Genomic DNA, 22,025 nt, shown 5'->3' with positions numbered 1-22,025 from the left:
GTAGTCCGGGGTGGTTCCCCGAGAGACCTTCTCTCGGGGAACCACCCCGGATCCGTCTGAGGACGTCGAAGGCCCGGCGCAGTGTCTCCCGGGGCTGCTCGTCGTCAGTCAGCAGCCCCGTACGCCCGGGTGAGCGTTCCGGATCGAGACCCGTTTCGGCACCGGACCCTCGTGGTCCCGACAACTGGGGACGACCTCAGCCGGCAGACCGGCCGAAACTCTGTGCACTCACCGTGTCTTGTACGAATCGCCGCAGGTGCGCGCGCACGGCGTCAGGCTGCTCCAGCCAGGGCTCGTGCCCGGCGTCCTCGATCCGCCTCAGCGGAAGATCGAGCCGGAGCGCGAGTGATTCAAGAGCCGACATGGGCCGGGGATCCTCGACGCCACCGAGGAGTTCTGTTCGCACGGGCAGGCACGTGCGCAGCTCGGCCAGATGCTCATCGAGCGGGTCCGCACGGCCATCCCGGCCAAGTTCACGATTCATCGTCCAGTTGACGGGACGACGCCGCCGGGCGGCCTGCGCAGCCCAGTGCCACCCGCGTTCGGCATCGGCATGGTCGGTGAACCAGGCCAGCGTCAGCAGCTCGACTTCCTCGTCCTCCGTGCGGTCCGCCGCCTCCTCCAAAGCGCTCAGCCGCTCGCGCTGGGCTACGGACATACGGCGATCGCGCTGCGCTCGGTACCCGGAGCGCCAGTCACCGACGAACGGCCCGCACATCAGCAGCATCGCGGCAACCCGGTCGCGGTGCGCCAGGCAGAAGCGGCTCGCCAGATCGGTGCCGTAGGAATGCCCGATCAGCACGGCCTGGGACACATCCCACGCATCGAGCAGCTCGGCCAGATCGTCGACATGCCGGGCGAGGGAATGGTGCCCCCGCCACAGCGACCGGCCCGTGCCGCGCTGGTCGTACCGGTACACGGGCGCGAGGTCCGCGACCATGCCGGAGACATCGCCCAGATAGTCAGGCAGACCCGGTCCGCCATGGAGCATGACCACGGGAGGGTGCCGAGTCGTGTCCCCGAGAGCCGTCCAGTGCACCTGCGCCTCGTCCGTCATCGACACGAAGCCCTGCGTCTCCATCAAGGTCACCGCCGAGAACCTACCGGTTCCACTGAGGCTCCGCCGAAAATTGAACAGCGAACCTAGAGGAAGGCCGCGAGGGCGAGGGCGACCGAGAGCACGGCGGCGGCAGCGGGCCACCGCAGCCAGCGGCGGCGCCCGGCGGCGATCGCCGCCGCCATGAGGTACTCGGCCACGATCCCGATCGCGGTCGCGGCGGCGAGCAACAGGGCACGGTTGCCCGCCTGTTCGCCCAGGGTCACCTGGCGGTTCTGTTCGGCCGTCAGGGCGGGCCACTGCTCGGGTTCCGCGCTCAGCGCCCTCACCGTGACCGGGTCGACTCCGTCGGCGCGGACGGGCGCTCGGCCCATGTACTCGGCCATACGGCGCAGTTGGGCCGCGACAGCCGTCTCCGCGCGGGCCACCTCCAACTCGGGCCGGGTGTCCCGCGCTTGCTGGGTGTCCAGCGCCAGTGTCGTGCGCACGGCGGCTCGGATGTCGGCGACATGGGCTGCCTGGACGCTGCGGGTGAGGAACGCGGACCGCTCTCCGCTCGCCGCGATGTCGGTGGTCAACTGGACTGCCCGGCGCGCCGCTTGGGCCTGGGCGCGCTGTTCGCTTCCTGCCGCCGCGAGCTGCCCCAGCGGCAGGAAGAAGAGCAGGCAGAAGACGGCGAGGTGGCACCACGCCGACCGGCGGCCCTGGGACGGAGCGGTGGCCGGCTGCGGGATGATCTCCGGCTCCCGGAGAACGCGAACGCCGGGCGGCGCGGGGCGGCGCCATGCTCGTGGCCTCACCACACCGGCCGCGACGGCGGCGGCGATCACCGCGGCACCCGCGATCCCTGCCGAGACCAACCCCCACGAGGCCCACCGGTCCCCCTCGCGCAGGGTCGCGTCAGGATTGAGCGCGTACAGCTCGGGTGAGCGTTCCTGCGCGTTCGCCAGCCGGCGGGGGACGTCGTAACCGAGGTTCCGGGTCAGGTAGGTGTCGTTGCCGACGAGGAGTCCGGGCGGGGCGGCGTGGCGCAGGCTGAACGCGGTGCGGGAGGCCAACTCGTGTTCGGACACGGCCAGTTCATTGTCCTTGCCCAGCGCCGACAGGGCTTCGGCGCGGGCTTCCTCAGCGGCCACCAGGAAGGCCGGCGGGGCCTCGTCCGCGTAGAGATGTCGTACGTCCTCCTGCACGGCCGCCTGCCGTTTGACGTCCTCTCGGACGGCGTCCTGATACGAGCCGCCCGCCTGGCTGAACTGCCAGGTGCAGACCAGCGTGGCCAGTGACACGATCAGGATCAGACCGATCTGGACTCGGATGCGCACACTGAAGCGCGTACGAGGTGCCGGGGGCGTCGGGGACGGCGGGGGTGTCGGAGGCGTGGGGGACGGCGAGGGCGTCGAAGGCGTGGGGGACGGCTGGGCGGTCACGAGTCGACGCGCCGGAAGACGAAGCGGAGGCCGTCTTCGTCGGTGAGGGTGAACACCTCGCCGGCCAGCGACCACACGAAACGCTGGGGCCTCAGTGAATCCGGCCGGTCGGTGTAGTCGTCCCCGGGGTGCGCGGGATCCTTTCGCGTGGTCGTGGCGGACGAGGGTCGCAGGGTCAGTGTCCGACCGTCGACCTCGACGGCTCCGGCGGTGCTGCGCTTGAGGAGGTAGAACTCGCTCGACGCCGCGGACAGGGGGTAGGTCAGCACCCCCGCGTACGCGTACCTGCCGTCGGCCGTGAAGCGGTACGCCAGCGTGGTGTTGGAACCTGGCTGCGCGCTCTCCCAGGCGCCGACAAGCGCGGCGGGAACGGCCCCGGCACCTGCGGAAGTCACCGGGGCGGTGGAAACGGTCGGACTCGGCAGGGGACTTGGCTCATCGTGTCCCGTGGCACAGGCCGCGGACACCCCCGCCACTCCCATTGTCAGCGAGATCATCAACGCTTTGCGGACGCCATATGACAGTATGCGGACATTCATCAAACTGCCCCCCCCAGCTCCTCGATTCTCGGGAAAGCCGGTCATCCCCCGCTGATTTGGCGTACGTAACTCACGCCGTCGAGCAAGAGATTCTCGAACGCGTAGCCGTAGCCCGCGTCGAACGGGGTGATCGACCAATCCCTCACGTACAGGGGACCACCGGGAATGTGCAGAGTCATGGCCGAGCCGTCCACTACCGCCGGACCACGCAGAACCTGGCCGTTGTTGTAGTGCACCGCCACGTATCCCTCGGCAAAGAACTCGATCTTCGTCGCCCGCGCGCTGCCCTGGCCGTCGCCGTCCCACTCCCCCACCAGTTCCTGCGGTACCTGGCCCGCGAGGGGGGTGCGCGGACCGGAATCGGGCTCGGCAGGCGTGTCCGACGAGGTTTCCGGCACCGGGGCGGGCGGCGCCGACGGGGGCTGGATCGTGGGACCGGACGAAGTCGTCGGTGGGTACGGATCCGTCGGCGAAGCAGATGAGCCGCCGCTCGTCCCGCACCCCACGACCAGGAACAGTAAGGTCACCGCGATCCCCCGCATGAGCGGTGCTTTCATCGCGGCCCCCTTGAAATCACCCGCCCTGCAATCCCGCGAGCGAGCGTAGACCCAGCCTCTTCCTTGGGAGAGCGCCCCGCTGGATCCGGTCAGCCTTTGGCAATTCCCGCACCTGAATCGCCTCGGCGGATTTCATCTTCTTCCAATCAGGGCGAGCAGCCGGATGCCACGAGATTTCAGCGCGGCTTTCCGGCGCGGAAGGGCGGGGCTGTTCGCTGCCGTTCGGTCCTCGTGAGGGCCGCGGACCAACTGGGCGACGATCTCCGCTGCCCGCTCGGGCCGCTCCTCGAACCAGGCTCCGAGGCACTCTTGGACGGCCTCCCCGACACAGGCCCGCACAGCGGTGTTGCCCAGCAACCCCACTGTGGCGCCCAGGAATTCGGGACGGTCGAGCTTCACCGACACGACCGCCGTCAGACCCTCGCCGATCCGTGCCACATCGAGATCGGGGTCGGCCGCCGTCAGCAGCCCCCGCCTGCGCGCGTACGCGGTGACCGCGGCCGCCACTCCGTCGCGGAAACCGTCCACGTGCGTGCCACCCTGGCGGGTCTCCACGCTGTTGGCGAAGCTGCGGATCCGCTCCTCGCGGGACCCGCTCCAGAGGAAGGCCACCTCCATGGCCCCCGCCATCCGCGGATCCTCCCGCTCGCATCCGATGACGTCCGGGTGGAGGAGCGCCCCCGCCTGCGCGTGGAGAGCGGCGACGAAGTCCCTCACTCCGCCCGGGTATCGGAACCTGACCGCCCGGGCCTCGCCCGCCGGGCGTTCGTCGGTGACGGTGATGCTCAGGCCCGGGTTGAGGAAGGCCACCTGCCGCAAGCGTTCGGCCAGTACGGCGAACGAGCAGCGCGTCGTCTCGAAGATCTCGGTGTCGGGCCAGAAGGCGATGGTCGTCCCGCTTCCGGACGCGGGTCCCACGGTGGCGGGCGGGGCGACCGCGACGCCGCGCGCGTACTCCTGGGCCCGAAGGACGCCGTCGCGCCGCGCCTCGGCCCTCAGCCGGCTCGACAGGGCGTTGACGACGCAGAGCCCCACGCGGGGGTGACCGACGGTCGCGGTATACCGGTCACCGGGATCGGGGCCGGCGTGGAGGCTGGTGAGCAGCGTTTCGAGGCCCGGGTTGCCGGTGTTCCCGGTGGTCTCGAAGACGTCCCCCGGCCCTTCGTCGGAGACCCGCACGCCACCGTCGCGCGTCAGTGTGACGTCGAGGGTGCCGCCGCGGCCTGGCGGAGACTGGTTCACCGCCCGGCCGACGACCTCCCACACCATGTGCAGCACCCCGCGCTCGCCGACCGAGCCGATCCACATCCCGGGCCGCTTCCGAACAGCTTCCCGCCCCTCCAGCACTTCGATCGCGGCAACGTCGTACTCCACGCCTTCTCCACTCACGAAGACCCCTCCCACGGCTTCCGGTAGACCTCTCCACCCTAGGCTGGATTCAAGAAAACACCAGGTCAGAGCCATTTCGCTGGAGCCGTGGACGGGCGGGTGACAGCGTGCCGGGGAGCGTTCGACCCTGGGCGGCGCACCGACCCGCAAAGCGTGTCCTGGGCCCCGCCGATGCCGTGCACGACCCCGTCTTGGGGGCCGCTGAGGGCCCTGATTTCGGGACGTCGCGCAGTTCAGGTGAAGGACAGCAGCATGTTCGTCTCGCCGATGGCCAGTGGGGTGCCGATGGCGCAGAACAGGCCTTGGACGACGCTGGTGATCGGCATGCGCAGCCGGGCGTGGACGTAGCACGACACGGCGAGCGCACACGGGATGAACCAGACCACGACCAGTTGAAGCGGCGACACATCCTCGCTCTTGGCGGGCGTACTCCCCGGCGGCCCCGAGTGCGACATCCCGACGACGAACATCAACAGAGCCACTCCCGCCAGGGCCACGGCATCGGCCACCGCCAGCAGCAGCGCGACGGCGGCATCGGTCAGCCGCGAGGGCCGCTGCCTCTCCGCCTCGATGTCCTCACCCTCATCCGTGACGGACCGCCCGCGGAAGTGCCGGCGCAGTCCGCCGATACCGTTCCGGGTTCTCTCCCACCAGGCCACTGCTCGACTGCACCATGGAGGCGGCGATTCCGCCCCGGCTCGGTCCATAACGACTCGGCTGTTCTCTCAGGACGCCCTCCGCAGGCCGCCGGGAAGCGGCGTTGTCGGTGGGCTCTGCCAGGGTGTGCGTCGTGGATGAACTGGTGGAGCGTGTCGACGATCAGGATCGTCTGCTGGGTGTGGCGGTCGGCCGACGGCAGGCCATCCGGGAGGGCTGGCTGCACCGGGTCGCCGTGACGGTGTGCCGTGATGAGCGTGGACGGATCCTCGTGCACCGGCGGTCGGAGCAGGTGTCGCGTTTCCCCGGGCTCCATGAGGTCGAGGTCGGTGGCGCCGTGGCCGTCGGTGAGACCTATGAACAGGCCGCCGCGCGGGAGCTGACCGAAGAGCTGGGCATTCGTGTGCTGCCGCGCCTGTTGTTCACGTTCCTCAACCGCAGCGGTTTGAGCCCTCACTGGCTCGGCGTGCACGAAGCCGTGGTGCCGGATGCCGTGGTCCCCGATCCCGACGAGGTCGCCTGGCATGGCTGGCTGACGGAACCGGAGCTGCGGTCAGCCCTGCTGGAGTGGCGCTTCACGCCCGACAGCCACGAAGCCTTCAGCCGGTATTCGGCGTTCCGGACCACGCGGTCGTGACTTGGCCGGCGGGGTGTGACCGGCGTACGGCACACGTCAGGCCGTCGGCTGCGCAAACCGCGGGCACAACTCAGCATTCCGATCCAGCGGCTTCCAGGGGCCGAACGGCTCCTCCAGGGCCGTCGCAACGACCGGGGCCGTCGCCGCCCAGTGCTCCGAGCCACCGTCTGCGCCGGTCAGTACCGAGTGCACCAGCGCGTTCCACATCGGCCTCCAGAGCAGCGAGGACTGCGTGATAGCTGCGCCGTGCAAGGTCGTGCGCACCTGCTCGGTGCCGCCCAGACATTGCTCGGAGCTCGTCACAGGATCATGGGTGGGCCTTCTTGAGGCGTCACCAGCAGATGCGGCTGCACGCCAGGGAGACGAAGGCGTGCCTGCTACCGGTCGGCCACGAGGAAGTCCTCCAGGATTTCGACAAGCCGCGTCGGCTGCTCCTCGGCCGGGTAGTGGCCGCAGTCGTCGAGGACGACCCCCGTGACGTCGTCGGCTGCCAGCCGCATCGTCTGCGCGGCATTCGACCCGCTCCACAGCGCGCCGCCGACGGCAAGCACCGGGAGCGTCAGCCGAATCTTGCTGCGTTGCTCGTTCTGCGCGATCGTCTCGTCCAGCGCCCGGTAGTACGCGAAGCTCGCCCGCAGCGCGCGAGGATCCGCGGTGATCGCGTCGACGTAGGCGTCGACGGCGTACGCGGGGATCGCGGTCGGCGTGGCGGCCTTGGTGGCGAACTGCCAGCCGAAGAAGAGCTGTTCCCGTCCCCGGACCAGTTCCTCGTTGAGGTCGGTGAGTCGGTTGAAGCCGAACTGCCAGAGCCTCAGGTTGGCCGCGGCCGGGCCGAAGAACGGCGGGGACGGCGTGAGACCGGGGATCACCGCTTCGAGGATGGCGAGCCGGCCCACCCGCTCGGGGTGATCGGCGGCGAGGGCGTATCCGGTCCACGTGCCGATGTCGTGGCCGACCACGTCGAACCGGTCGTGCCCCAGCGCGGCCATCAACGCGACCAGATCGGCGGCCAGCGTGCCGGCGTCGTACCCGTCGTCGGGCTTATCGGAGAGCCCGGCCCCGCGCGAGTCGACGGCGACGACGGTGTGCCGGCGGGCGAGCGCGGGCATCACCTCCCGCCAGGCGTACCAGGTCTGGGGCCACCCGCCGATCAGCAGCAGCGCCGGGCCCTCCCCACCGGTGACCGCGTGCAGCCGCAGTCCGTTCACCTCCACGAGCCGGCTCGTGAAGACGTCGAGGAATCCGTCCGGCAGTCGCAGCGAACTCAAGTTGGTCATGCCGACGACCTTACCCATCTTTGAACGATCGGTACAAGATGTGTAGAGTGACGGACCATGGCAGGCCGCAAGCAATTCGACGTGGACGAGGCGCTACGACGTGCGATGCACGTCTTCTGGCGCTGGGGTTATTCGGAGGCCTCGATCGATCGCCTGACTGAAGGCACGGGCCTGGGCCGGGGCTCGCTCTACGGCACCTTCGGCGACAAGAGCGCCCTCTTCCGCAAGAGCCTCCAGCGGTACGCGCAGACCTACCACCCGCTGTACGAGCAGGCACTGTCCGGCCCCCACCAGAGCCCGAGCGCCGTTGTGGCCGCCTACCTGCAGGTCGCCCTGAACCGCATCGCCGACCCGACGGTCCCGGACGGCTGCCTGCTCACGGTTTCGGCAACGCAGATCCCGGCCCTTGACGCGGAGGGACGGGCGATGGTCCGCGCCATGATCGACGGTTTGCGGGCGCGGCTGGAGCAGGCGTTGCTGGCGGCGGGGGCCGGTGAGCAGGAGGCGGCAGAGCTGGCGTTGTGCACGCTGGCGACGAACAAATCCCTGGCAGTGCTGAGCCGCGCCGGCTTCTCGGGCGAAGACCTGGCAACCGTCGCGGCAGCCGCCGCAAAGAATGCCAAGGCTTCGCCGAACCGGCCGGCCGAACCGTCGGGGCCGCGGTAGGCGGGAACGGCTCCGTCGCCCATGGATCTGCAGAGACCTTGGGGCAGCCGGCGGCTCGGCAGGAAGTGACTCGGCCCAGCCCTCATAGGGGCTGAGCCGACCCTTGAGCGGAGTGCCCTTCCCGTCGCAGATCAGATGGTGTTGGCTGCCAGTCTTCCGCCGGTCGACCGGCGATGGGCCGGCCGCGTCTCCCCGTTCTTGGCGCGGACCTGGGACCCGTCCACGCACGCGCGGGTCCAGTCGAGTTCCCGGCCGCGTGTCGCTCCGCGAGCAGGACGCGGTGCGACCTGTCGAAGACGCCTGCCTGCTGCCGGCGGTCCGGGCGCCGCCGGCAGGTCTGCCCCGAGCCGAACCCCAGCTCCAGGCGGAGCTGCCAAGCGACGTCCTGGTGCAGGACGTACAGAATGCCCTGCAGACACAGCCGGTCCGCCACCGGCTTGGCCCCGGAGACCGCTCGGGCCAAGGCGGCAGCAACGGCTCGATCAGCGCCCACACGTCGTCGTCCACGATCCACGGCCGAGCCTTCATCCGGGTAGCGGGGCCTCGATGTTCACTGGATGAACAGCGGCGTTGTACGAGCAGAACGGCCTCCGGATACTCGCATGTGACCCGAGGAGCGCTCGCGTGCTTGCCGCGGGTCGGCAGCCGACCGTTACGAGGGGACGCCGACATGATCATCCTGGACGAAGCCCAGCTCACCGCGGCCGTGCTTGCAGAGACGGAGCGAGCCGGAGACCCGCGCGTCAAGGAGATCACCCAGGCGTTGGTTCGCCATCTGCACGGCTTCGCTCGCGAAGTACGGCTGACCGAGAAGGAGTTCGACACCGCCATCAACATCGTGACCAGGCTCGGCCGGCTCACCACACCCAGCCACAACGAGGTCAGGCTGATGGCGGGCTCGCTGGGCCTGTCAACGTTGGTTTCCCTGATGAACAACGGCACCGAGGGCAGTCCGACCTCGGCCAATCTGCTCGGCCCGTTCTGGCGCCAGGGCAGCCCCGCCATGAACAACGGCGAGTCGATCGTCCGCTCGCCGACCGAGGGACCACCGCTGTTCTTCACCGGCCGGATCGTCGACACCGATGGAACGTCGGTCGTGGGCGCGGAAGTCGACATCTGGCACGCCTCACCGGCCGGCCTGTACGAGAACCAGGACCCCGAGCAGGCCGAGTGGAATCTGCGCGGCAAGTTCTTCAGCGACGCGGAAGGTGTGTTCGCCTTCCGCAGCATCAGGCCTTCCGGTTACCCGATACCGATGGACGGGCCCGTGGGCGATCTCCTGACCGCGCTCAAACGCCATCCCTTCCGGCCGGCCCACCTCCACGCGCTGATCCACAAACCGGGCTACAAGACGATCGCCTCCCAGCTCTACAGCCACGACGACCCCATCCTGGAGACCGACGCGCAGTTCGGCGTCGTACAGAATCTCGTCGGCATCTACACGCGCCACGAGAACGAGCCGGCACCGGATCCGGACGTGACCGAGGCCTGGTACAGCCTGGAATTCACCTTCGTCGTCGAGCGGGGTGAGTCCTGGCTGCCGACGCCGCCCGTGTCGGCCCAGCGCGACACCGAGGCGGACGGCGCGTGACGTGACCGCGCCATCACCGGGGCCGGTGCGTGCCCTGTTCCACCTCAACCCCGCACGAGGACACTCCGCACCCCCGAGAGGAAACCGGTGATCACCGAAGCAGAACGTCACGCAGCCGCGGCTGCCCTCATACGGGCCGACCGTGATCGTCAGCCGATCACCCAGCTCAGCCTGACCTATCCAGATCTCGAGATCGTCGACGCCTATGCCATCCAGCAACTCTGGGCAGCGGAGCGTGTGGCGGCCGGAGCTCGGCTCGTCGGACACAAGATCGGACTGACGTCTCGTGCCATGCAGATGGCCTCGCAGATGACGGAACCCGACTACGGCTTCCTCACCGACGACATGGTCGTGAACGACGGCGCCTGCCTCGACGCCAGCCGGTACACGAAGCCCAGACTGGAGGTCGAGCTCGCGTTCGTGCTCGGCGCGGACCTGCACGGGCCGAACCTGCGCGTCCACGACGTCCTGCGGGCGACGGAGTACGTCGTCCCCGCGCTGGAGGTCATCGACTACCGCACCGAGGTGCCGCGCTCGATCACCGACACCATCGCGGACAACGCCGCCGCCGCGGCGATGGTCGTCGGTGGGCGGGTCGTGCGCCCGATGGACGTCGATGTCCGGTGGGTGGCTGCGACGTTGGCGAAGAACGGTGTGATCGAGGAGTCCGGGGTCTCGGCCGCCGTCATGGGGCACCCGGCGGCAGGCATCGCCTGGCTCGGCAACAAGCTCGCCGCGGTCGGCCGGCATCTTGAAGCCGGTCAGCTGCTGCTGTCGGGCTCGTTCACCCGGCCCGTCTCGGTCGAGGCGAACACCGTCATCCACGCCGACTTCGGCCCGCTGGGCTCGATCGGGGTGGCGTTCCGGTGACCCTGCACAACCCGCCGGTCGGCGCATCGAGGCCCGCACCGGGCCAGTGGACCCTGCCGCCGAACGCGTTCAAAGCGGCGCTCGCCCGAGGCGAGCAGATGATCGGCATGTGGTGCTCGCTGGCAGACCCGTACCCGGCCGAGATCGTCGCCGGCGCCGGCTTCGACTGGCTGCTTCTCGACACCGAACACTCGCACGCCGATATCGCGACCGTACTCTCACAACTCCAGGCGGTCGCCCCCTACCCCTGCTCGCCCGTGGTGCGTCCCCCGGTCAACGATCCCGTCGTGATCAAGCGGCTCCTGGATGTCGGCGCGCAGTCGCTGCTGATTCCGCAGGTCGAGTCGGCCGAAGAGGCGCGCGACGCCGTCGCCGCGACCCGTTACGCCCCCACCGGCGTCCGCGGCGTGTCGGCATTGACCAGAGCCACCCGCTTCGGCCGGGTCAACGACTACGCCGAACTGGCACACACCGAACTGTGCGTGCTCATCCAGGTGGAATCACGGCACGCCCTGGAGCAGATCGGGCAGATCGCGTCCGTCGATGGCGTGGACGGGATCTTCATCGGCCCCAGTGACCTGGCCGCCAGCCTCGGTCATCCCGGAGACCTCAACGCACCGAGTGTCATCGAGGCGGTGGAGGGGGCCATCGGGCGCGTGCGATCAGCGGGCAAACCTGCCGGCGTCCTGACGACCGACCCCGCGTTCGCGCGACGGTGCATCGATCTCGGGACCACGTTCACCGCCGTCGGCGTGGACGTAGGCCTGCTGGCACGCGGCGCCGACGTCCTCGCCCAGGCTTTCCGGCAACAGGCCGCGACGGCTGCCGCGCCTGCCGCCACGAACGGGGACCCGGGGACCCCGTGACGGGGAAGCGGATGAGTCCCAGCCCGGTGACTTCGCCGTGTGGGCCTGCCCAGTTGGCGGGCCCCCGGGCGGCTGCCAGGCCGGCGAGAACGTCCTGCGTGACTGCGCGACTGGCGCAGGTCACGCCGTCGTGGTCGAGCGCAGTGCGCGCAAGGCCGCCTCTACGCGCACGAGTTCGTCAAGCATCGCTGTCGCGGATCCGGTCATGACGTCGTTCGCGACCAAACCCTCTCCCTCGTCGATGAGTTGGTGCACAAAGGCAATCGACACCGACTCGACGACCGGTGTCATCTTCAAGGTGGTCACGACCTGCTTGATCATCTGCGCGGCCCGGGTGCCGGCCGAGACACCCCCGTAGCTGACCAGGCCGACCGGCTTGTACTGCCACTCGCGGTGCAGGTAGTCGATGGCGTTCTTCAACTCGGCGTTGTAGCCGAAGTTGTACTCCGGCATCACGAACACGAAGGCGTCCGCCTCCGCGACCTTGGCGCTCCAGTCACGGGTGGGCTGGTGGGTGTACGTACCCAGGCGCGGGTGGTGCGGTTCGTTCATGAACGGCAGGTCGACCTCGGCCAGGTCCACCAGCTCGATGTCGTCGAATCCGCCTTGTTCCTTGGCGTGGTTCTCGAACCATTCACCGAGGGTGCGGCCGATCCGGCCCGGCCGCGTGCTCGCGATGATGATCTTCAGCTTGGCCATGGGAAGTTCTCTGCTCCTTTGATACGGGACGCGGGATGCGGCGACATGACTGACTTGGGCTCTGGCGTGATGTGGGTGTACCGAGATGCGATCGCCCTAGTACGCGGCCGGGACCAATTGGGACAGCTCGCTCAGCTGATGCCAGGTCCGGTTGTGGTAAACCAGCGGACCCGAGGCGTCACTTCGGGCGTCGGCGGCCGTCGGAGCATGGTGCGCGTGGGTGGCGTTGACGACGACGAGCGTCGAAGCCCCGGCCGCGCAGGTGGCCGCGATCCTGCCCCGGATGCTTACCGGAGCCGCGACGAAATGCGGCTCGCCGGTCGGCAGCCGGGTCCAGGAGGTGGTGTCCGCGAAGCGGTCCGCTCCGCTCGTCGCGCAAAGACGTGCGAGGTCGACCTGACCGGCCCCCAGTAGGTGTACGACCACGGACGACGACTCCAGGATCGTCGACGTCGACGAAGAGAGGGTCGAGGCGGAGAACACGAGCAGAGGGGGTGTTGCGCTCACCGATATCACCGATGTCGCGGTCAGGGCGACCGGACCTCGGCCGGCGTCAGCGGTCACTACCGCTACGCCGCCCGCATGGTTCCGGAACGCCTCGCGGAAATCGTCAGGCGACAGCCCCGGCTCCAGGGAAAGATCGTCGATCAGCGCGACGTGCTCTCGCGCCTGCTTGAAGTTGGTGAGTTCGGACATCGGCGGCGTCTCCAGTCAACATCGACGAAACGATGTATTCATGGAACCCGAAGGGCCGACCTGCCCTCTTGCCCGATCTCACCAAATTGCCCTGTACCGATTGCGCCGACGAACCAACGTCTCGTCGAGCGACTGGTTGGGGGTCGACGCGGGAGAACCTGTGTCCGGGCCGATGACGACCGCGCGGCTCGACTAGGCGCCCGGTTCGAGTTGACGGGGCCTGATCTCCGGCCGAGCGGTTCCTCCGTGCGCTTGACGCGACAGACGACGGTCTTCTTCGCCACGATGACGGCGCGAGTCACGTCCTGCGGTGGGCAGTTGGGATCGCAGGTACACCCGCACCGTCTCGCGCAGCACGCGCGGTGTATCTCCGCTTCCGCTCAGCTTGTTCCACGGTGTAGGGCTCGGTGTGGCCGGGCTCGACCGGTTCGCGCGGGTGATACGGATCGCCCTCGTCGGCGGCGGGCTGCAGTTCCGGGTGGACTTGTTGGAGACGCGATTTACGTGCCGGCCGCCGCGGCATCTCCACCTCCAGCTCATCGGCAAGGTACTGGCGGGCGAATTCGCCGTCGGCGTCCGCCACGGTCTCGGCTGTGGACGCGATGGCCTTGTTCGCGCTTGCCGGCTTCTCACGTGCTCCGGCAGCGCCGCTGGGGCGGGCGTGTTCTCAGGCGGTCGGGGGTTGTCCGGTCCAGGCGGCGCGCAGGAGGCGACCGGGGCCGTCCGCGGTCACCTCTCGGGGGTTGGCACCCAGCACGTCGGAGAGCAGGATGAACTCCTGACGAGTGGGGTCACATGTGTGCCCGACGGCGGTGAGGTAGTCCACCGCGTACTCCCACTCCTGGATCGTGGGGCGCAACTCACGGACGTAGCCGTGCAGATGGCGCACGAGCCCTTGGAGCAGCCCACGCAGCCGGGGGTCCGGGGTGTCACGGAAACTGTCCACGGCGGCCGCCGTTATCGCCTTCGCCGCCTCGTCGGTTCCTGGCATGGCATACCTCCAGTGGTGGCGCGCGATCGAGGAAACGGATCTCGGTGGACGAACTGGCCGCCGTCGTCGCACGTGCCGTCCCGGCCGGCGCCGGGGTGGTGCCGTACACCGAGAACAGCATGATCAACACGGCACCGAAGGCCGAGGGCGACGCGGTCGAGCCCGACCTGACCAACGCCGGCAAGGTCCCGGTGATCGAACTGCCCACGGCGGCGTGCTTGGTCAGGCGCCGTCGTTCTTCGGGATGAGCACCTGCAGTTCCGTGATCAGCCCGTCCACGTCGACGGTCACGTGCTCGATGCCGCTCTGGGATCCGAGTCGGCCGTCGGCGGCGCGCCACGCCGCTATGAAGCGGACCTCGATCGTTCCTTCGTCGAGCACCGTGGTGGTCCACACGTGCTTGCTGTCGGCCATGTCCGAGTAGAGGTTTCGGTAGAACTCCGTGATGTCGGCCAGGCCGGTCACCGGAGGGAGTTCACCGAACTGCACAGTGGCCTTGGGCGCGAACACCGCCTCGAGCTGGTTCAGCGCTTCGGGCTCGTGCACCGCGCGGTCGACGGTCGTCATGTAGCGGTCCACCACTGTCTCGATCGTCCGAGTCATTGCTTTTTCTCTTTCTGGTGAGGTGTCAGCCCATCAGGGCTTGTCGAGCTCGGCGCCGACCGGGGTGAAGGCCGCGCGGATCAAGGGGCTACCGGGTGCCGAACAGTGGCGCGCGATGCCGTTCGCTTCCTGCGGTCCCCGGGGGCGGCCGTAGACGTGATCGCCACGGCGGCGTCACCGCAACTGCCGTGCCCCGACGGCAGGTCGGCATGGCTCGTCGGCCCTAGATGGTGTTCAGGTCCAGCCCGAAGTGGGCCCTCGCCGTCGTCACGGTGATGACGGGCACGTGCTCCGCGATCTGCGCCTTCGACATCTGCGTCACCAGGAAGTAGTCCTGCAGCGGCAGACCCTTCCGCGCCACCGAGGAGCCCACCGAGCGGAACAGCAGCTCAGTGGCCTCGTGGGACAGCCGACACGACGCGTACAGCACGTTGCCGAGGGCGACCCAGTCCTCGAAGGTCGGGTGGTCACCGCTCGCCCAACGCTCGCCCAGCCGCTCGTAGTCGCGGGCCGCTGTGAGAAGGACCGCCTGCGCGGCGTCGATCGTCGCCCGCGCCTGGCCCCAGATCCTCTGGCTCTCTTCGTGCTTGTACCGCTCGACCAGCGGCGGGTACAGGCGCTTCTTGGTCAGGATGGTCTCTTCGTAGGCGTCGAGTGCCGCCCACGCCGCTCCGACCTGGACAGCCGCGAGCGAGGCCGGATACAGCGGCTGGATCTGGCCCAGGTACAGGGGGTTGCCGGTGGAACGGGTGCCGTGCGTGCCGTCGGGGAAGTTCGAGTATCCCCACTCGAACAGGGGAGACACGTTCTCTGCCGGGATGACGACGTCCTCCACGACGACCGTGTTCGACCCGCTCGCGCCGAGGGCCATCGTGGCGTGCGCTCCCCAGTCGTCCCGGACGGAGTAGTCCCCGCGTGGGAGGAGAGCCACGGCCGGGACGGGGTCACTGCCCTCGGCCAGGACGATCGTGCTCACCATCGCGTGGGTCGAGTACGGGACACCGGACGAGTACGGCCACTCCCCCGTGAGGCGGTATCCGCCTTCCGTGGGGACGAGCGCTCCTCGGGGGGTGGCGGAGTGCGGCGCGATGAAGACGCCGTCCTCGCCGAAGGCCTCCCGCACGACCTCCTCCGGGAAGTGCGCGACCAAGGGGATCGTGTGACCGGTCCCCAGGGTCAGGCACCAGCCGATGCCGGGGTCTCCGCGCGAGATCTCGATCATCGTCCGGTAGTACGTCTCCAGGCCGAACTCGTACCCGCCGTACTTCCGCGGCTGCACGAGGCGGTAGAAGCCGGCGTCCTCGAACGCCCTGTGGAGCTCGGCCGAGTACCTGCCCTCCTCCGCTGCTTTCACGCGATTCTCGCGAAGAGTCGGGCGCATCGCCGCGGCACGGGCGATGACCTCCTGCGGGGTGAGGTCCGGCTCCGGTACCCGGAGATCGCCGATCACAGTTGTTGTGTCGTTCGACGACATCGTCGTTCCCTTCGTCCGCTCCTTCTCACCCGGCCTCGTTGCCGTGGGATGAGGAGTGGACCGAGTCAAACCCCCCGCACGCGCGCGTCGCTTGCCCCGATACGCCAAATCCGGCGCAGCGGATTGCCCCAGGGAGGCAAGCGAAATCGGCGCACACGGAACGAGCATGAGAAACGGCTGCTCGACGAACGCGCAGTCCTACGACGAAACGACGGAAGAGTTGGTGGCGATGGTCGACGAAGACTTTTCGTGCCCACTGGCGGATCGGGCAGCGAGCCTGCGCGAGCCGGCCGAAGAAGGGTGCCTCTGATGGCGAGTGTCCAGCACCTGGCCGTACGCGTCTCGGACATCGAGCGCTCCACGAGGTTCTACGTCGAGACATTCGGCGGTAAGGAAGTCCTCCACCCGTACCACACCGGCAAGCAGATGACCGAGATCATCTTCGGCCTGAAGGACACCGACTACCGCATCGGATTCATCGAGCTGCCCGACGGCTTCGGCCTCGAACTGTTCCAGTTCCTCCCCGATCGCCACCCTACGATCGGGGTGCCGCAGCCGGAGGCGTCGTTCATGCACTTCGCCATCGCCGTCGACGACGTCGAGGCCACGTTGGCGCGTGCAGTGGCGAACGGCGGGGAGGGCTTCGGCGATCCGGCCGGGTGGGCTCCGAGCGACCCCGCGAAATACGCCTACGTCAAGGACCCGGACGGCAACATCCTCGAAGTGAACGACACCACGTGGGAGCGCATCCTGCACTCCGCGATCGAGCTGTACCCGGAGGCCGAGCAGTAGCATGGGCTGAATCGAAGGGAGGGGCGAAGCACCGTCCCCGCCCTTCCCGCCGGCGCCGCCCCTTCAGCGGGATGCGCGCAGAGAGTGTCCTGCCGGCAGGCCCGACCACCTCGGGCGCTCGCGACGATGCGAGAGGGGATGCGGATGTCCGCCACCGGGTCCTGGGTGTGTCGGCTGCACCCCACCGCTCCCCCTGACGAGCTCGAGCCGACCTGCCTCCCGGAGACCTGGAACCGGACCGTTGCCGGCATCGGAATCGGGGCGTCCTCGTGGGCCGTCGAGTTCTGTCACGAGCTGGCGGGGCTCGCTGTCGACCCCGACGTCCTTGCCCTGCGCCGCGCCGAGGCCACGGAAGAGCTGCGCCCCACCGCCGAGGCGGTCGTCATGGAGGCCCTGGTGGCTCTTTGCCTCGGCCGGCCGGTCCCCACGACGGTCCCCCCGGAGACCACCCGGCAGATCGCCCGAGCGGTGAGACAACGGATTCCGCTGGAGCGCATACTCGCGTTCCAGCGGGTTTCCCATGCTCGCTTCAGCGACGCCCTTGTCCACGAGTTCCGTCGACTTGTGCCGGCCGATCAGCAGTCGGAGGGGCTCTCCGACCTGTCGCGGTTTCTGGTCGACCTCGTGAGTTCGTTCTCGCTCGCATGCAGCGCCGCGTACGCGGCCGAGGAGCAAGCGTGGCTCACGAGCATCGACGGCTCGCGTGGGGAGCTGGTCAGGACTCTGCTGCGCGGCGACCACACGGACCTGAACCCGGCCAAGGCGCTGCGGTACGAGCTCGCGAACCGGACCCATGTCGGCCTGATCCTGCGACGCGACGCGCGCGACGACGACGCGGAGTCGGAGGGACTCGACCGGGTGGCCGCCAAACTCCTGACGCGCATCGGCGCGACCGCACACCTGGTGATCCCGTCGGACGAGCGCGAGGTATGGGCATGGGGCGGGTTCACCGACCCGCGGAGTGCGGCGGTCCGATCGCTCCCCGTGGTGCCGGGTGCCCTGGTCGCGGTCGGTCGCCCGTCGCGCGGCCTCGACGGCTTCCGAGCCACGTACGACGAGGCGAAGGCAGCGGCCCGCGTCACGCTGTACTCGCCCGCCCGCGCACGCGGCCGCACGGTCTTCTTCGAGGACGTCCGGCTCGCGGCGTTGCTCACCTCGGACCCGGAGCGGGCGCGAAGCTTCGTCCGGGACGAGCTCGGGGCCCTGGGGCATCCGCGAGAGGCGCTGCTCCGGGAGACCGTGCGTGTCTACCTCGAATGCAACTGCAGCCCCGCGACAGCAGCGGCGCGGCTCGACGTGGTGAAGAACACCGTTGTGTACCGCATCCGGCGTGCTGAAGAGATGCTGGGGCGGAGCGTCAAGGAACAGCAGGGCATTCTGTGGGCAGCGCTCCATCTGGTCGATGTCGTCGACCCCGCGGAGTCTCAGTATTCGGCCTGACGACGGTACGTGCAGCCGCGTGCCCCTCGACTGCAGGCAAACAGGTGCTGCCGCGGCGGTGGGCACAACGGACGCCGCAGGTAGTTGGCCCGTCCAACAAGGCCGCCGGTAAGGTCGTCCATGTGACAGGGGAAGAGGCGACACCAGGAAAGTCGGGAGCGGCGTCCGGGCGGCAGCAGCGCCGGAGGCACCCCGATGATCCCGGTCGTCAGCGCGACCCGGTGGGCACGCGGCGGGCCATTCTGGCCGCGGCCGGCGCGGAGTTCGCCGCCCATGGTTTCGACGAGGCCCGGGTCGTGCGGATCGCGGAGTCGGCCGGCGTCAGCCATCAGCTGATCACCTACTACTTCGGGGGCAAACGCGGGCTGTACGAGGCGCTGAGCGAGCAGTGGCTCGAGGAGTCCATGCGCGTCAGTCATGCCCGTACCTTCGCGGATGCCGCGCGGCGCTACGTCCACTGGGCGCATGAGGACCCCGCATGGGTGCACACCCTGACGCGCGAAGAGCCCGGCACGCGCCCGCCCGCCGAGGACGAGCGGGCCGCCGAGTTGTTCAAGCACGTCGAGGAACTCCGCGAGCGGCAGGCGCGCGGTGAATTCCGGAGCGACCTCGACGTGGGGGCCGTGGCCCTCGTCTTCTTCGCCGCCTCGATCGCTCCGGTGGCCATCCCGTGGATCGCCCGTGAACTCGGCCAACAGGACCCGCAATCAACGGAGTTCATCGACCACTACGCGGAGCAGGTGGGCCGGATCGTCTCCGCGCTCGCCGAAGCGACACCAGCGACACAGGCGCCACAGGCAGCACAGGACAAGGGCTCGCCGGTGGACGGCGAGCCCCAGGACTGACGACCACCGGATCCCTGGGTTCCGGGAGTCCGTGCGCCGCTCAGCCCGGCGGCAGCCGCCGGGCCATCTGCAAATGCGCCAGCTGCCATCCGCCCGACTCGGCCGCCACCCAGACCCGGGTGACGGCGGCCTGGATGACGAACGGGGTCAGCTCGGGCACGAAGGCGACCCGCATCTCCTGGAGACAGCTGACCACGGCCGTGGTGCCGAAGCGCTGGACGGTCACGTCATGGGAGTCCACCTGGCTGGTGCGGCCCAGGCGTGCCGCGTACCGCAGCCAGTCGTCGACGCCGTGGATGTGGCCCACCGCCGAGTGCACGATCACGCAGTCGGAATGCATCAGGGCGCGGAGCGCCGGTTCCGGGTCCGGGAGGGTCTGTGCGGCGAGCCAGGCGGCCTCGGCCTCCTCGACCGTGGCGGGAGCGGAGGCGGGGACGGGGGCAGCGGCGGCGACGGGGGCAGCGGCCGGGGCGGGGGCAGCGGCATCGAGGTCTTTCGCCGCGGTCGATGAGGTGGTCACAGTTCCAGCTCCAGGATGGGGGACTTCGACCGGGACGAGCAGGGGGTGAACAACCCCTCCCCGCGCTCCTCGTCGGTCAGGACGTCGTCCCGGTGGTCGGGCTCACCGGTGCGCACCCGCACGATGCATTCGCCGCAGATGCCCTGTCCGCACGAGTTGGGCGCCGCGACGCCGTTCGCCAGCAGGACGTCCAGGACGCTCTGGTCCTCGGGGACGAGGTATTCCGCGCCCGTGGAGGACAGGCGCACGGTGAATCCGCCCTCCCCTCCCCCGCCGGGCTCGGCCGCGACCGGGGGCGAGGCGCTGAAGCGCTCCTTGTGCAGGGCGGACGCGGGCCATCCGAGCTCGGCCGCCCGCCCCAGCACGTAGTCCATGAACCCGCCGGGACCGCAGACGTAGACCGCGGTCCCGGGAGCGGGGTCCCCCAAGTCACGTCGCAGATCCAGGCGTTGCTCCGGGGGCTCGTCGTCGAAGTGGAGGGTGACGCGCGGGTGGTGCTCCAGGTCGGCGAGGAAGACGGCCTCGCTCCGGCTGCGGGCGCAGTAGTGCAGGTGGTAGTCGCCCCCGGTGGCGTCGAGGCTCTGGGCCATCGCCAGCAGCGGGGTGATGCCGATGCCGCCCGCGAGAAGCACGTGCCGGCGCGCGGACGCCAGGCCGAAGCGGTTGCGCGGTGCGGCGATGCGCAGCGTGTCGCCCTCGGTGAGGGCGTGCATGGCGCGTGATCCGCCGCGCGAGGCGGGTTCGTCGAGGACCGCGAGCCGGTACTGCTTGCGGATGTCCGGTGGTCCGCACAGGGAGTACTGCCGGATCAGTCCCGCCGTACCGACCTGTACGTCGATGTGGGCGCCGGGCTCGTACTCCCACAGTTCGCCGCCGTCGGCCCGGGCGAGGTCGAGGACCGCGATTCTCGGCGTGGCGTCGTACCGGGCCACGACGACCGCGTCCGTCCAGGTGGTGCTCACGTTTCGGTCACGCCCCTGCCGCCGTGGGCGCTGCCGCCCGGTCCGTCCCCGTGGGCGCCGCCGGCCGGGTGACGAGGCCGGCCTCCACGCGGCGGACCGGCTCGTCGGGGGTGGCGACGCCGAGCGGGGTGCGTCCGGCCTCGACGTCGTCCAGCATCGTGCGCAGCATGCGCCGGAGCATGACGACGCCCTTGTCGGACGGCGCCAGGGTCTCCTCGGAGTGCTGGGTGATGGGGCCCTGTGACCACTGGGCCTCGTAGTCGCCGGGGAAGCGCTGTTTCTCCTCCTCGCTCAGCTGCCAGCCGTCCTTGCCGTTCTGCTTGATGCCGAACATGAAGGACGTGGCCCGCTCGGGGTCGGCGGAGCGGATGGAGAAGACCAGCCGGTGGTGGGTGTCGTCGGCGGGGACGACCCAGATCAGCATGTCGTTGCGGACGTCGGGGGTCGAGCGGATGAAGTCGGGCAGGGCGATGATGTTGGGCAGCATGCACTCCACCGACCACTCCAGGTCGACGGGTGCGCCACCGTCGCCCTTGGTGTCCTGGTAGCGCCAGACGTACTTCACGCCGTTGTCGGTGCGGTGGTAGGTGGTGCGCTCGGCGGCGGTGCGGTGGTCGTAGTAGTGCTCGGGGAAGCCGGTCGTGCCGGTGCCCTGGAACTGGAACCCGCTGTGGTTGGAGTGCAGCCACGCCGCGTGGACGGGGTCGACGGCGTTCTCGAACAGCTGGAGCCAGTTGTAGTCCTGCTCCAGGCCGATGACCTCGGCGCCGGGCACCATCCAGCTGGTGTGGTAGCTCTCGCCCTCGGCCAGGGGTTCGAGGCTGTCGTAGCGCGGCAGCGGGGGCTTCAGCTCGGGCGGGCCCATGTAGACGAAGACCAGGCCGTAGGCCTCCTCCACCGGATACCACGGCTGACGTGCGAGATTACGGCGCTTGCCGCCGTCGAGTTCGCAGGCCTGGTCCAGGCAGTGGCCCTGCACGTCGAACTTCCAGCCGTGGTAGCAGCAGCGGATGCCGTCCTCCTCCACGCGGCCGTAGAAGAGGCTGCTGCCGCGGTGCGCGCACCGCTCGAAGACGACGCCTGGGCGGCCCCGGCCGTCCCGGAAGATGATCAGGTTCTCGCCCAGCAGGCGCACGCGGTGCGGAACGTCGCTGGTCAGGGCGGTGGAGCTGGCGATCGGCTGCCAGTGGCGACGCAACGCCTCGCCCATCGGGGTGCCGGGGCCGACCTCGGTCAGGCGGGCGTCGTGGGAGGAGGGCTTACGGCCGTAGCCGGTTCCCGTGTCGGGCACGGTCGTGTCGGTCATGTGGACCATCTCCTCGGCGTTGAGGCAGTGGGGACGCGTGTACGAGGGCCGCTCGAAGGGGTCGGACGGCCCGCGGTCGAGGCTGCTTCGCGCTGTCGCGAGGCGTCATGGCACGAGCGTGCGGCGGCTCTTCCGGCACGCTCGGACAGGGGCGGACGGGCACC

25 protein-coding genes are annotated in these 22,025 nt (G+C 69.5%); 9 read left to right on the top strand and 16 right to left on the bottom strand.

Features of this window, described 5'->3' with window-relative positions:
* Nucleotides 1–196: 196 nt before the first annotated feature.
* From IOD14_RS19980 to IOD14_RS19955, 6 genes are all read right to left on the bottom strand, one after another.
* Nucleotides 197–1,081: an alpha/beta hydrolase gene (locus IOD14_RS19980; protein ID WP_249126284.1), complete on the bottom strand. Its 885-nt coding sequence runs from the start codon at nt 1,079–1,081 to the stop codon at nt 197–199.
* 62 nt (nt 1,082–1,143) lie between these two features.
* Entirely contained in the window at nt 1,144–2,379 is a 1,236-nt protein-coding gene (locus IOD14_RS19975) for a hypothetical protein (RefSeq protein WP_212670969.1), read from the bottom strand.
* Nucleotides 2,380–2,480: 101 nt separating this feature from the next.
* A complete protein-coding gene (locus IOD14_RS19970; protein WP_212670968.1) occupies nt 2,481–2,879 on the bottom strand; it encodes a hypothetical protein in 399 nt (132 codons plus the stop codon).
* Between the two features lie 185 nt (nt 2,880–3,064).
* Nucleotides 3,065–3,580, bottom strand: coding sequence for a hypothetical protein (locus tag IOD14_RS19965; RefSeq protein ID WP_212670967.1), 516 nt, complete (start codon nt 3,578–3,580; stop codon nt 3,065–3,067).
* 132 nt (nt 3,581–3,712) lie between these two features.
* Complete coding sequence (locus IOD14_RS19960; RefSeq protein ID WP_249125978.1) at nt 3,713–4,954, bottom strand: DNA gyrase subunit B; 1,242 nt, start codon at nt 4,952–4,954, stop codon at nt 3,713–3,715.
* Between the two features lie 248 nt (nt 4,955–5,202).
* Nucleotides 5,203–5,628: a hypothetical protein gene (locus IOD14_RS19955; protein WP_212670965.1), complete on the bottom strand. Its 426-nt coding sequence runs from the start codon at nt 5,626–5,628 to the stop codon at nt 5,203–5,205.
* Nucleotides 5,629–5,750: 122 nt separating this feature from the next.
* On the opposite strand from IOD14_RS19955, the gene IOD14_RS19950 reads away from it, so the two are divergent.
* Nucleotides 5,751–6,263 carry an NUDIX domain-containing protein gene (locus tag IOD14_RS19950; protein WP_212673326.1) on the top strand — a complete coding sequence of 171 codons (513 nt, stop codon included), beginning with the start codon at nt 5,751–5,753 and terminating at the stop codon, nt 6,261–6,263.
* Nucleotides 6,264–6,640: 377 nt separating this feature from the next.
* On the opposite strand, the gene IOD14_RS19945 is transcribed toward IOD14_RS19950, so the two are convergent.
* The gene (locus IOD14_RS19945) at nt 6,641–7,540 is read right to left on the bottom strand and encodes an alpha/beta hydrolase (protein WP_123993137.1); all 900 of its coding nucleotides are present in this window, start codon (nt 7,538–7,540) and stop codon (nt 6,641–6,643) included.
* A 57-nt stretch (nt 7,541–7,597) separates the two neighbouring features.
* Between IOD14_RS19945 and IOD14_RS19940 the strand changes: the two genes are divergently transcribed.
* The 4 genes from IOD14_RS19940 to IOD14_RS19920 all read left to right on the top strand — a co-directional run bounded on the left by IOD14_RS19940 (nt 7,598) and on the right by IOD14_RS19920 (nt 11,533).
* Nucleotides 7,598–8,206: a TetR/AcrR family transcriptional regulator gene (locus tag IOD14_RS19940; protein ID WP_212670964.1), complete on the top strand. Its 609-nt coding sequence runs from the start codon at nt 7,598–7,600 to the stop codon at nt 8,204–8,206.
* Nucleotides 8,207–8,462: 256 nt separating this feature from the next.
* On the top strand, nt 8,463–9,797 hold the full coding sequence (locus IOD14_RS19930; RefSeq protein ID WP_249125977.1) for a dioxygenase: 1,335 nt from the start codon (nt 8,463–8,465) through the stop codon (nt 9,795–9,797).
* Nucleotides 9,798–9,884: 87 nt separating this feature from the next.
* Entirely contained in the window at nt 9,885–10,667 is a 783-nt protein-coding gene (locus tag IOD14_RS19925; protein WP_212670961.1) for a fumarylacetoacetate hydrolase family protein, read from the top strand.
* Nucleotides 10,664–11,533 (top strand): aldolase/citrate lyase family protein, encoded by an 870-nt coding sequence (locus IOD14_RS19920; protein ID WP_212670960.1) that lies wholly within the window; start codon nt 10,664–10,666, stop codon nt 11,531–11,533. The genes IOD14_RS19925 and IOD14_RS19920 overlap by 4 nt, the downstream gene beginning before the upstream one ends.
* Nucleotides 11,534–11,653: 120 nt before the next feature.
* Here the strand turns inward: IOD14_RS19920 and IOD14_RS19915 are convergent, their stop codons facing one another.
* The 4 genes from IOD14_RS19915 to IOD14_RS19900 form a co-directional block, all read right to left on the bottom strand.
* Nucleotides 11,654–12,232: an NAD(P)H-dependent oxidoreductase gene (locus IOD14_RS19915; RefSeq protein ID WP_212670959.1), complete on the bottom strand. Its 579-nt coding sequence runs from the start codon at nt 12,230–12,232 to the stop codon at nt 11,654–11,656.
* A 96-nt stretch (nt 12,233–12,328) separates the two neighbouring features.
* The gene (locus IOD14_RS19910) at nt 12,329–12,928 is read right to left on the bottom strand and encodes a flavin reductase family protein (RefSeq protein ID WP_212670958.1); all 600 of its coding nucleotides are present in this window, start codon (nt 12,926–12,928) and stop codon (nt 12,329–12,331) included.
* 298 nt (nt 12,929–13,226) lie between these two features.
* Nucleotides 13,227–13,511 (bottom strand): hypothetical protein, encoded by a 285-nt coding sequence (locus tag IOD14_RS19905; protein WP_212670957.1) that lies wholly within the window; start codon nt 13,509–13,511, stop codon nt 13,227–13,229.
* An 84-nt stretch (nt 13,512–13,595) separates the two neighbouring features.
* Entirely contained in the window at nt 13,596–13,919 is a 324-nt protein-coding gene (locus IOD14_RS19900) for a dioxygenase (RefSeq protein WP_212670956.1), read from the bottom strand.
* 44 nt (nt 13,920–13,963) lie between these two features.
* Between IOD14_RS19900 and IOD14_RS19895 the strand changes: the two genes are divergently transcribed.
* Nucleotides 13,964–14,167: a hypothetical protein gene (locus IOD14_RS19895; RefSeq protein WP_349252432.1), complete on the top strand. Its 204-nt coding sequence runs from the start codon at nt 13,964–13,966 to the stop codon at nt 14,165–14,167.
* On the opposite strand, the gene IOD14_RS19890 is transcribed toward IOD14_RS19895, so the two are convergent.
* Entirely contained in the window at nt 14,142–14,522 is a 381-nt protein-coding gene (locus IOD14_RS19890) for a nuclear transport factor 2 family protein (protein WP_212670955.1), read from the bottom strand. The genes IOD14_RS19895 and IOD14_RS19890 overlap by 26 nt on opposite strands.
* Before the next feature lie 223 nt (nt 14,523–14,745).
* On the bottom strand, nt 14,746–15,996 hold the full coding sequence (locus IOD14_RS19885; RefSeq protein ID WP_212670954.1) for an acyl-CoA dehydrogenase family protein: 1,251 nt from the start codon (nt 15,994–15,996) through the stop codon (nt 14,746–14,748).
* 309 nt (nt 15,997–16,305) lie between these two features.
* On the opposite strand from IOD14_RS19885, the gene IOD14_RS19880 reads away from it, so the two are divergent.
* From IOD14_RS19880 to IOD14_RS19870, 3 genes are all read left to right on the top strand, one after another.
* Nucleotides 16,306–16,788 (top strand): VOC family protein, encoded by a 483-nt coding sequence (locus IOD14_RS19880; protein ID WP_160160198.1) that lies wholly within the window; start codon nt 16,306–16,308, stop codon nt 16,786–16,788.
* Nucleotides 16,789–17,172: 384 nt separating this feature from the next.
* The gene (locus IOD14_RS19875; protein WP_212670953.1) at nt 17,173–18,228 is read left to right on the top strand and encodes a helix-turn-helix domain-containing protein; all 1,056 of its coding nucleotides are present in this window, start codon (nt 17,173–17,175) and stop codon (nt 18,226–18,228) included.
* A 122-nt stretch (nt 18,229–18,350) separates the two neighbouring features.
* Nucleotides 18,351–19,073 (top strand): TetR/AcrR family transcriptional regulator, encoded by a 723-nt coding sequence (locus tag IOD14_RS19870; protein ID WP_249125976.1) that lies wholly within the window; start codon nt 18,351–18,353, stop codon nt 19,071–19,073.
* A gap of 40 nt (nt 19,074–19,113) precedes the next feature.
* Here the strand turns inward: IOD14_RS19870 and IOD14_RS19865 are convergent, their stop codons facing one another.
* From IOD14_RS19865 to IOD14_RS19855, 3 genes are read right to left on the bottom strand one after another with little or no spacing between them, the layout of a single operon-like run.
* The gene (locus tag IOD14_RS19865; protein ID WP_249125975.1) at nt 19,114–19,593 is read right to left on the bottom strand and encodes a nuclear transport factor 2 family protein; all 480 of its coding nucleotides are present in this window, start codon (nt 19,591–19,593) and stop codon (nt 19,114–19,116) included.
* Entirely contained in the window at nt 19,590–20,555 is a 966-nt protein-coding gene (locus IOD14_RS19860; protein ID WP_212670952.1) for a PDR/VanB family oxidoreductase, read from the bottom strand. The genes IOD14_RS19865 and IOD14_RS19860 overlap by 4 nt, the downstream gene beginning before the upstream one ends.
* 7 nt (nt 20,556–20,562) lie before the next feature.
* Nucleotides 20,563–21,861 (bottom strand): aromatic ring-hydroxylating dioxygenase subunit alpha, encoded by a 1,299-nt coding sequence (locus IOD14_RS19855; RefSeq protein WP_212670951.1) that lies wholly within the window; start codon nt 21,859–21,861, stop codon nt 20,563–20,565.
* Nucleotides 21,862–22,025 lie beyond the last annotated feature (164 nt).

Source organism: Streptomyces sp. A2-16, from assembly GCF_018128905.1.
GTDB lineage: Bacteria > Actinomycetota > Actinomycetes > Streptomycetales > Streptomycetaceae > Streptomyces.
This window is presented reverse-complemented; position numbering and strand designations above follow the sequence as displayed.

Excerpts from the sequence above, each read along its gene's own strand:
- IOD14_RS19980 (WP_249126284.1), bottom strand. The coding sequence starts at position 1,081 with ATGGAGACGCAGGGCTTCGTGTCGATGACGGACGAGGCGCAGGTGCAC.
- IOD14_RS19965 (WP_212670967.1), bottom strand. The coding sequence starts at position 3,580 with ATGAAAGCACCGCTCATGCGGGGGATCGCGGTGACCTTACTGTTCCTG.
- IOD14_RS19945 (WP_123993137.1), bottom strand. The coding sequence starts at position 7,540 with ATGACCAACTTGAGTTCGCTGCGACTGCCGGACGGATTCCTCGACGTC.
- IOD14_RS19940 (WP_212670964.1), top strand. The coding sequence starts at position 7,598 with ATGGCAGGCCGCAAGCAATTCGACGTGGACGAGGCGCTACGACGTGCG.
- IOD14_RS19915 (WP_212670959.1), bottom strand. The coding sequence starts at position 12,232 with ATGGCCAAGCTGAAGATCATCATCGCGAGCACGCGGCCGGGCCGGATC.
- IOD14_RS19910 (WP_212670958.1), bottom strand. The coding sequence starts at position 12,928 with ATGTCCGAACTCACCAACTTCAAGCAGGCGCGAGAGCACGTCGCGCTG.
- IOD14_RS19900 (WP_212670956.1), bottom strand. The coding sequence starts at position 13,919 with ATGCCAGGAACCGACGAGGCGGCGAAGGCGATAACGGCGGCCGCCGTG.
- IOD14_RS19890 (WP_212670955.1), bottom strand. The coding sequence starts at position 14,522 with ATGACTCGGACGATCGAGACAGTGGTGGACCGCTACATGACGACCGTC.
- IOD14_RS19885 (WP_212670954.1), bottom strand. The coding sequence starts at position 15,996 with ATGTCGTCGAACGACACAACAACTGTGATCGGCGATCTCCGGGTACCG.
- IOD14_RS19880 (WP_160160198.1), top strand. The coding sequence starts at position 16,306 with ATGGCGAGTGTCCAGCACCTGGCCGTACGCGTCTCGGACATCGAGCGC.
- IOD14_RS19875 (WP_212670953.1), top strand. The coding sequence starts at position 17,173 with ATGGAGGCCCTGGTGGCTCTTTGCCTCGGCCGGCCGGTCCCCACGACG.
- IOD14_RS19855 (WP_212670951.1), bottom strand. The coding sequence starts at position 21,861 with ATGACCGACACGACCGTGCCCGACACGGGAACCGGCTACGGCCGTAAG.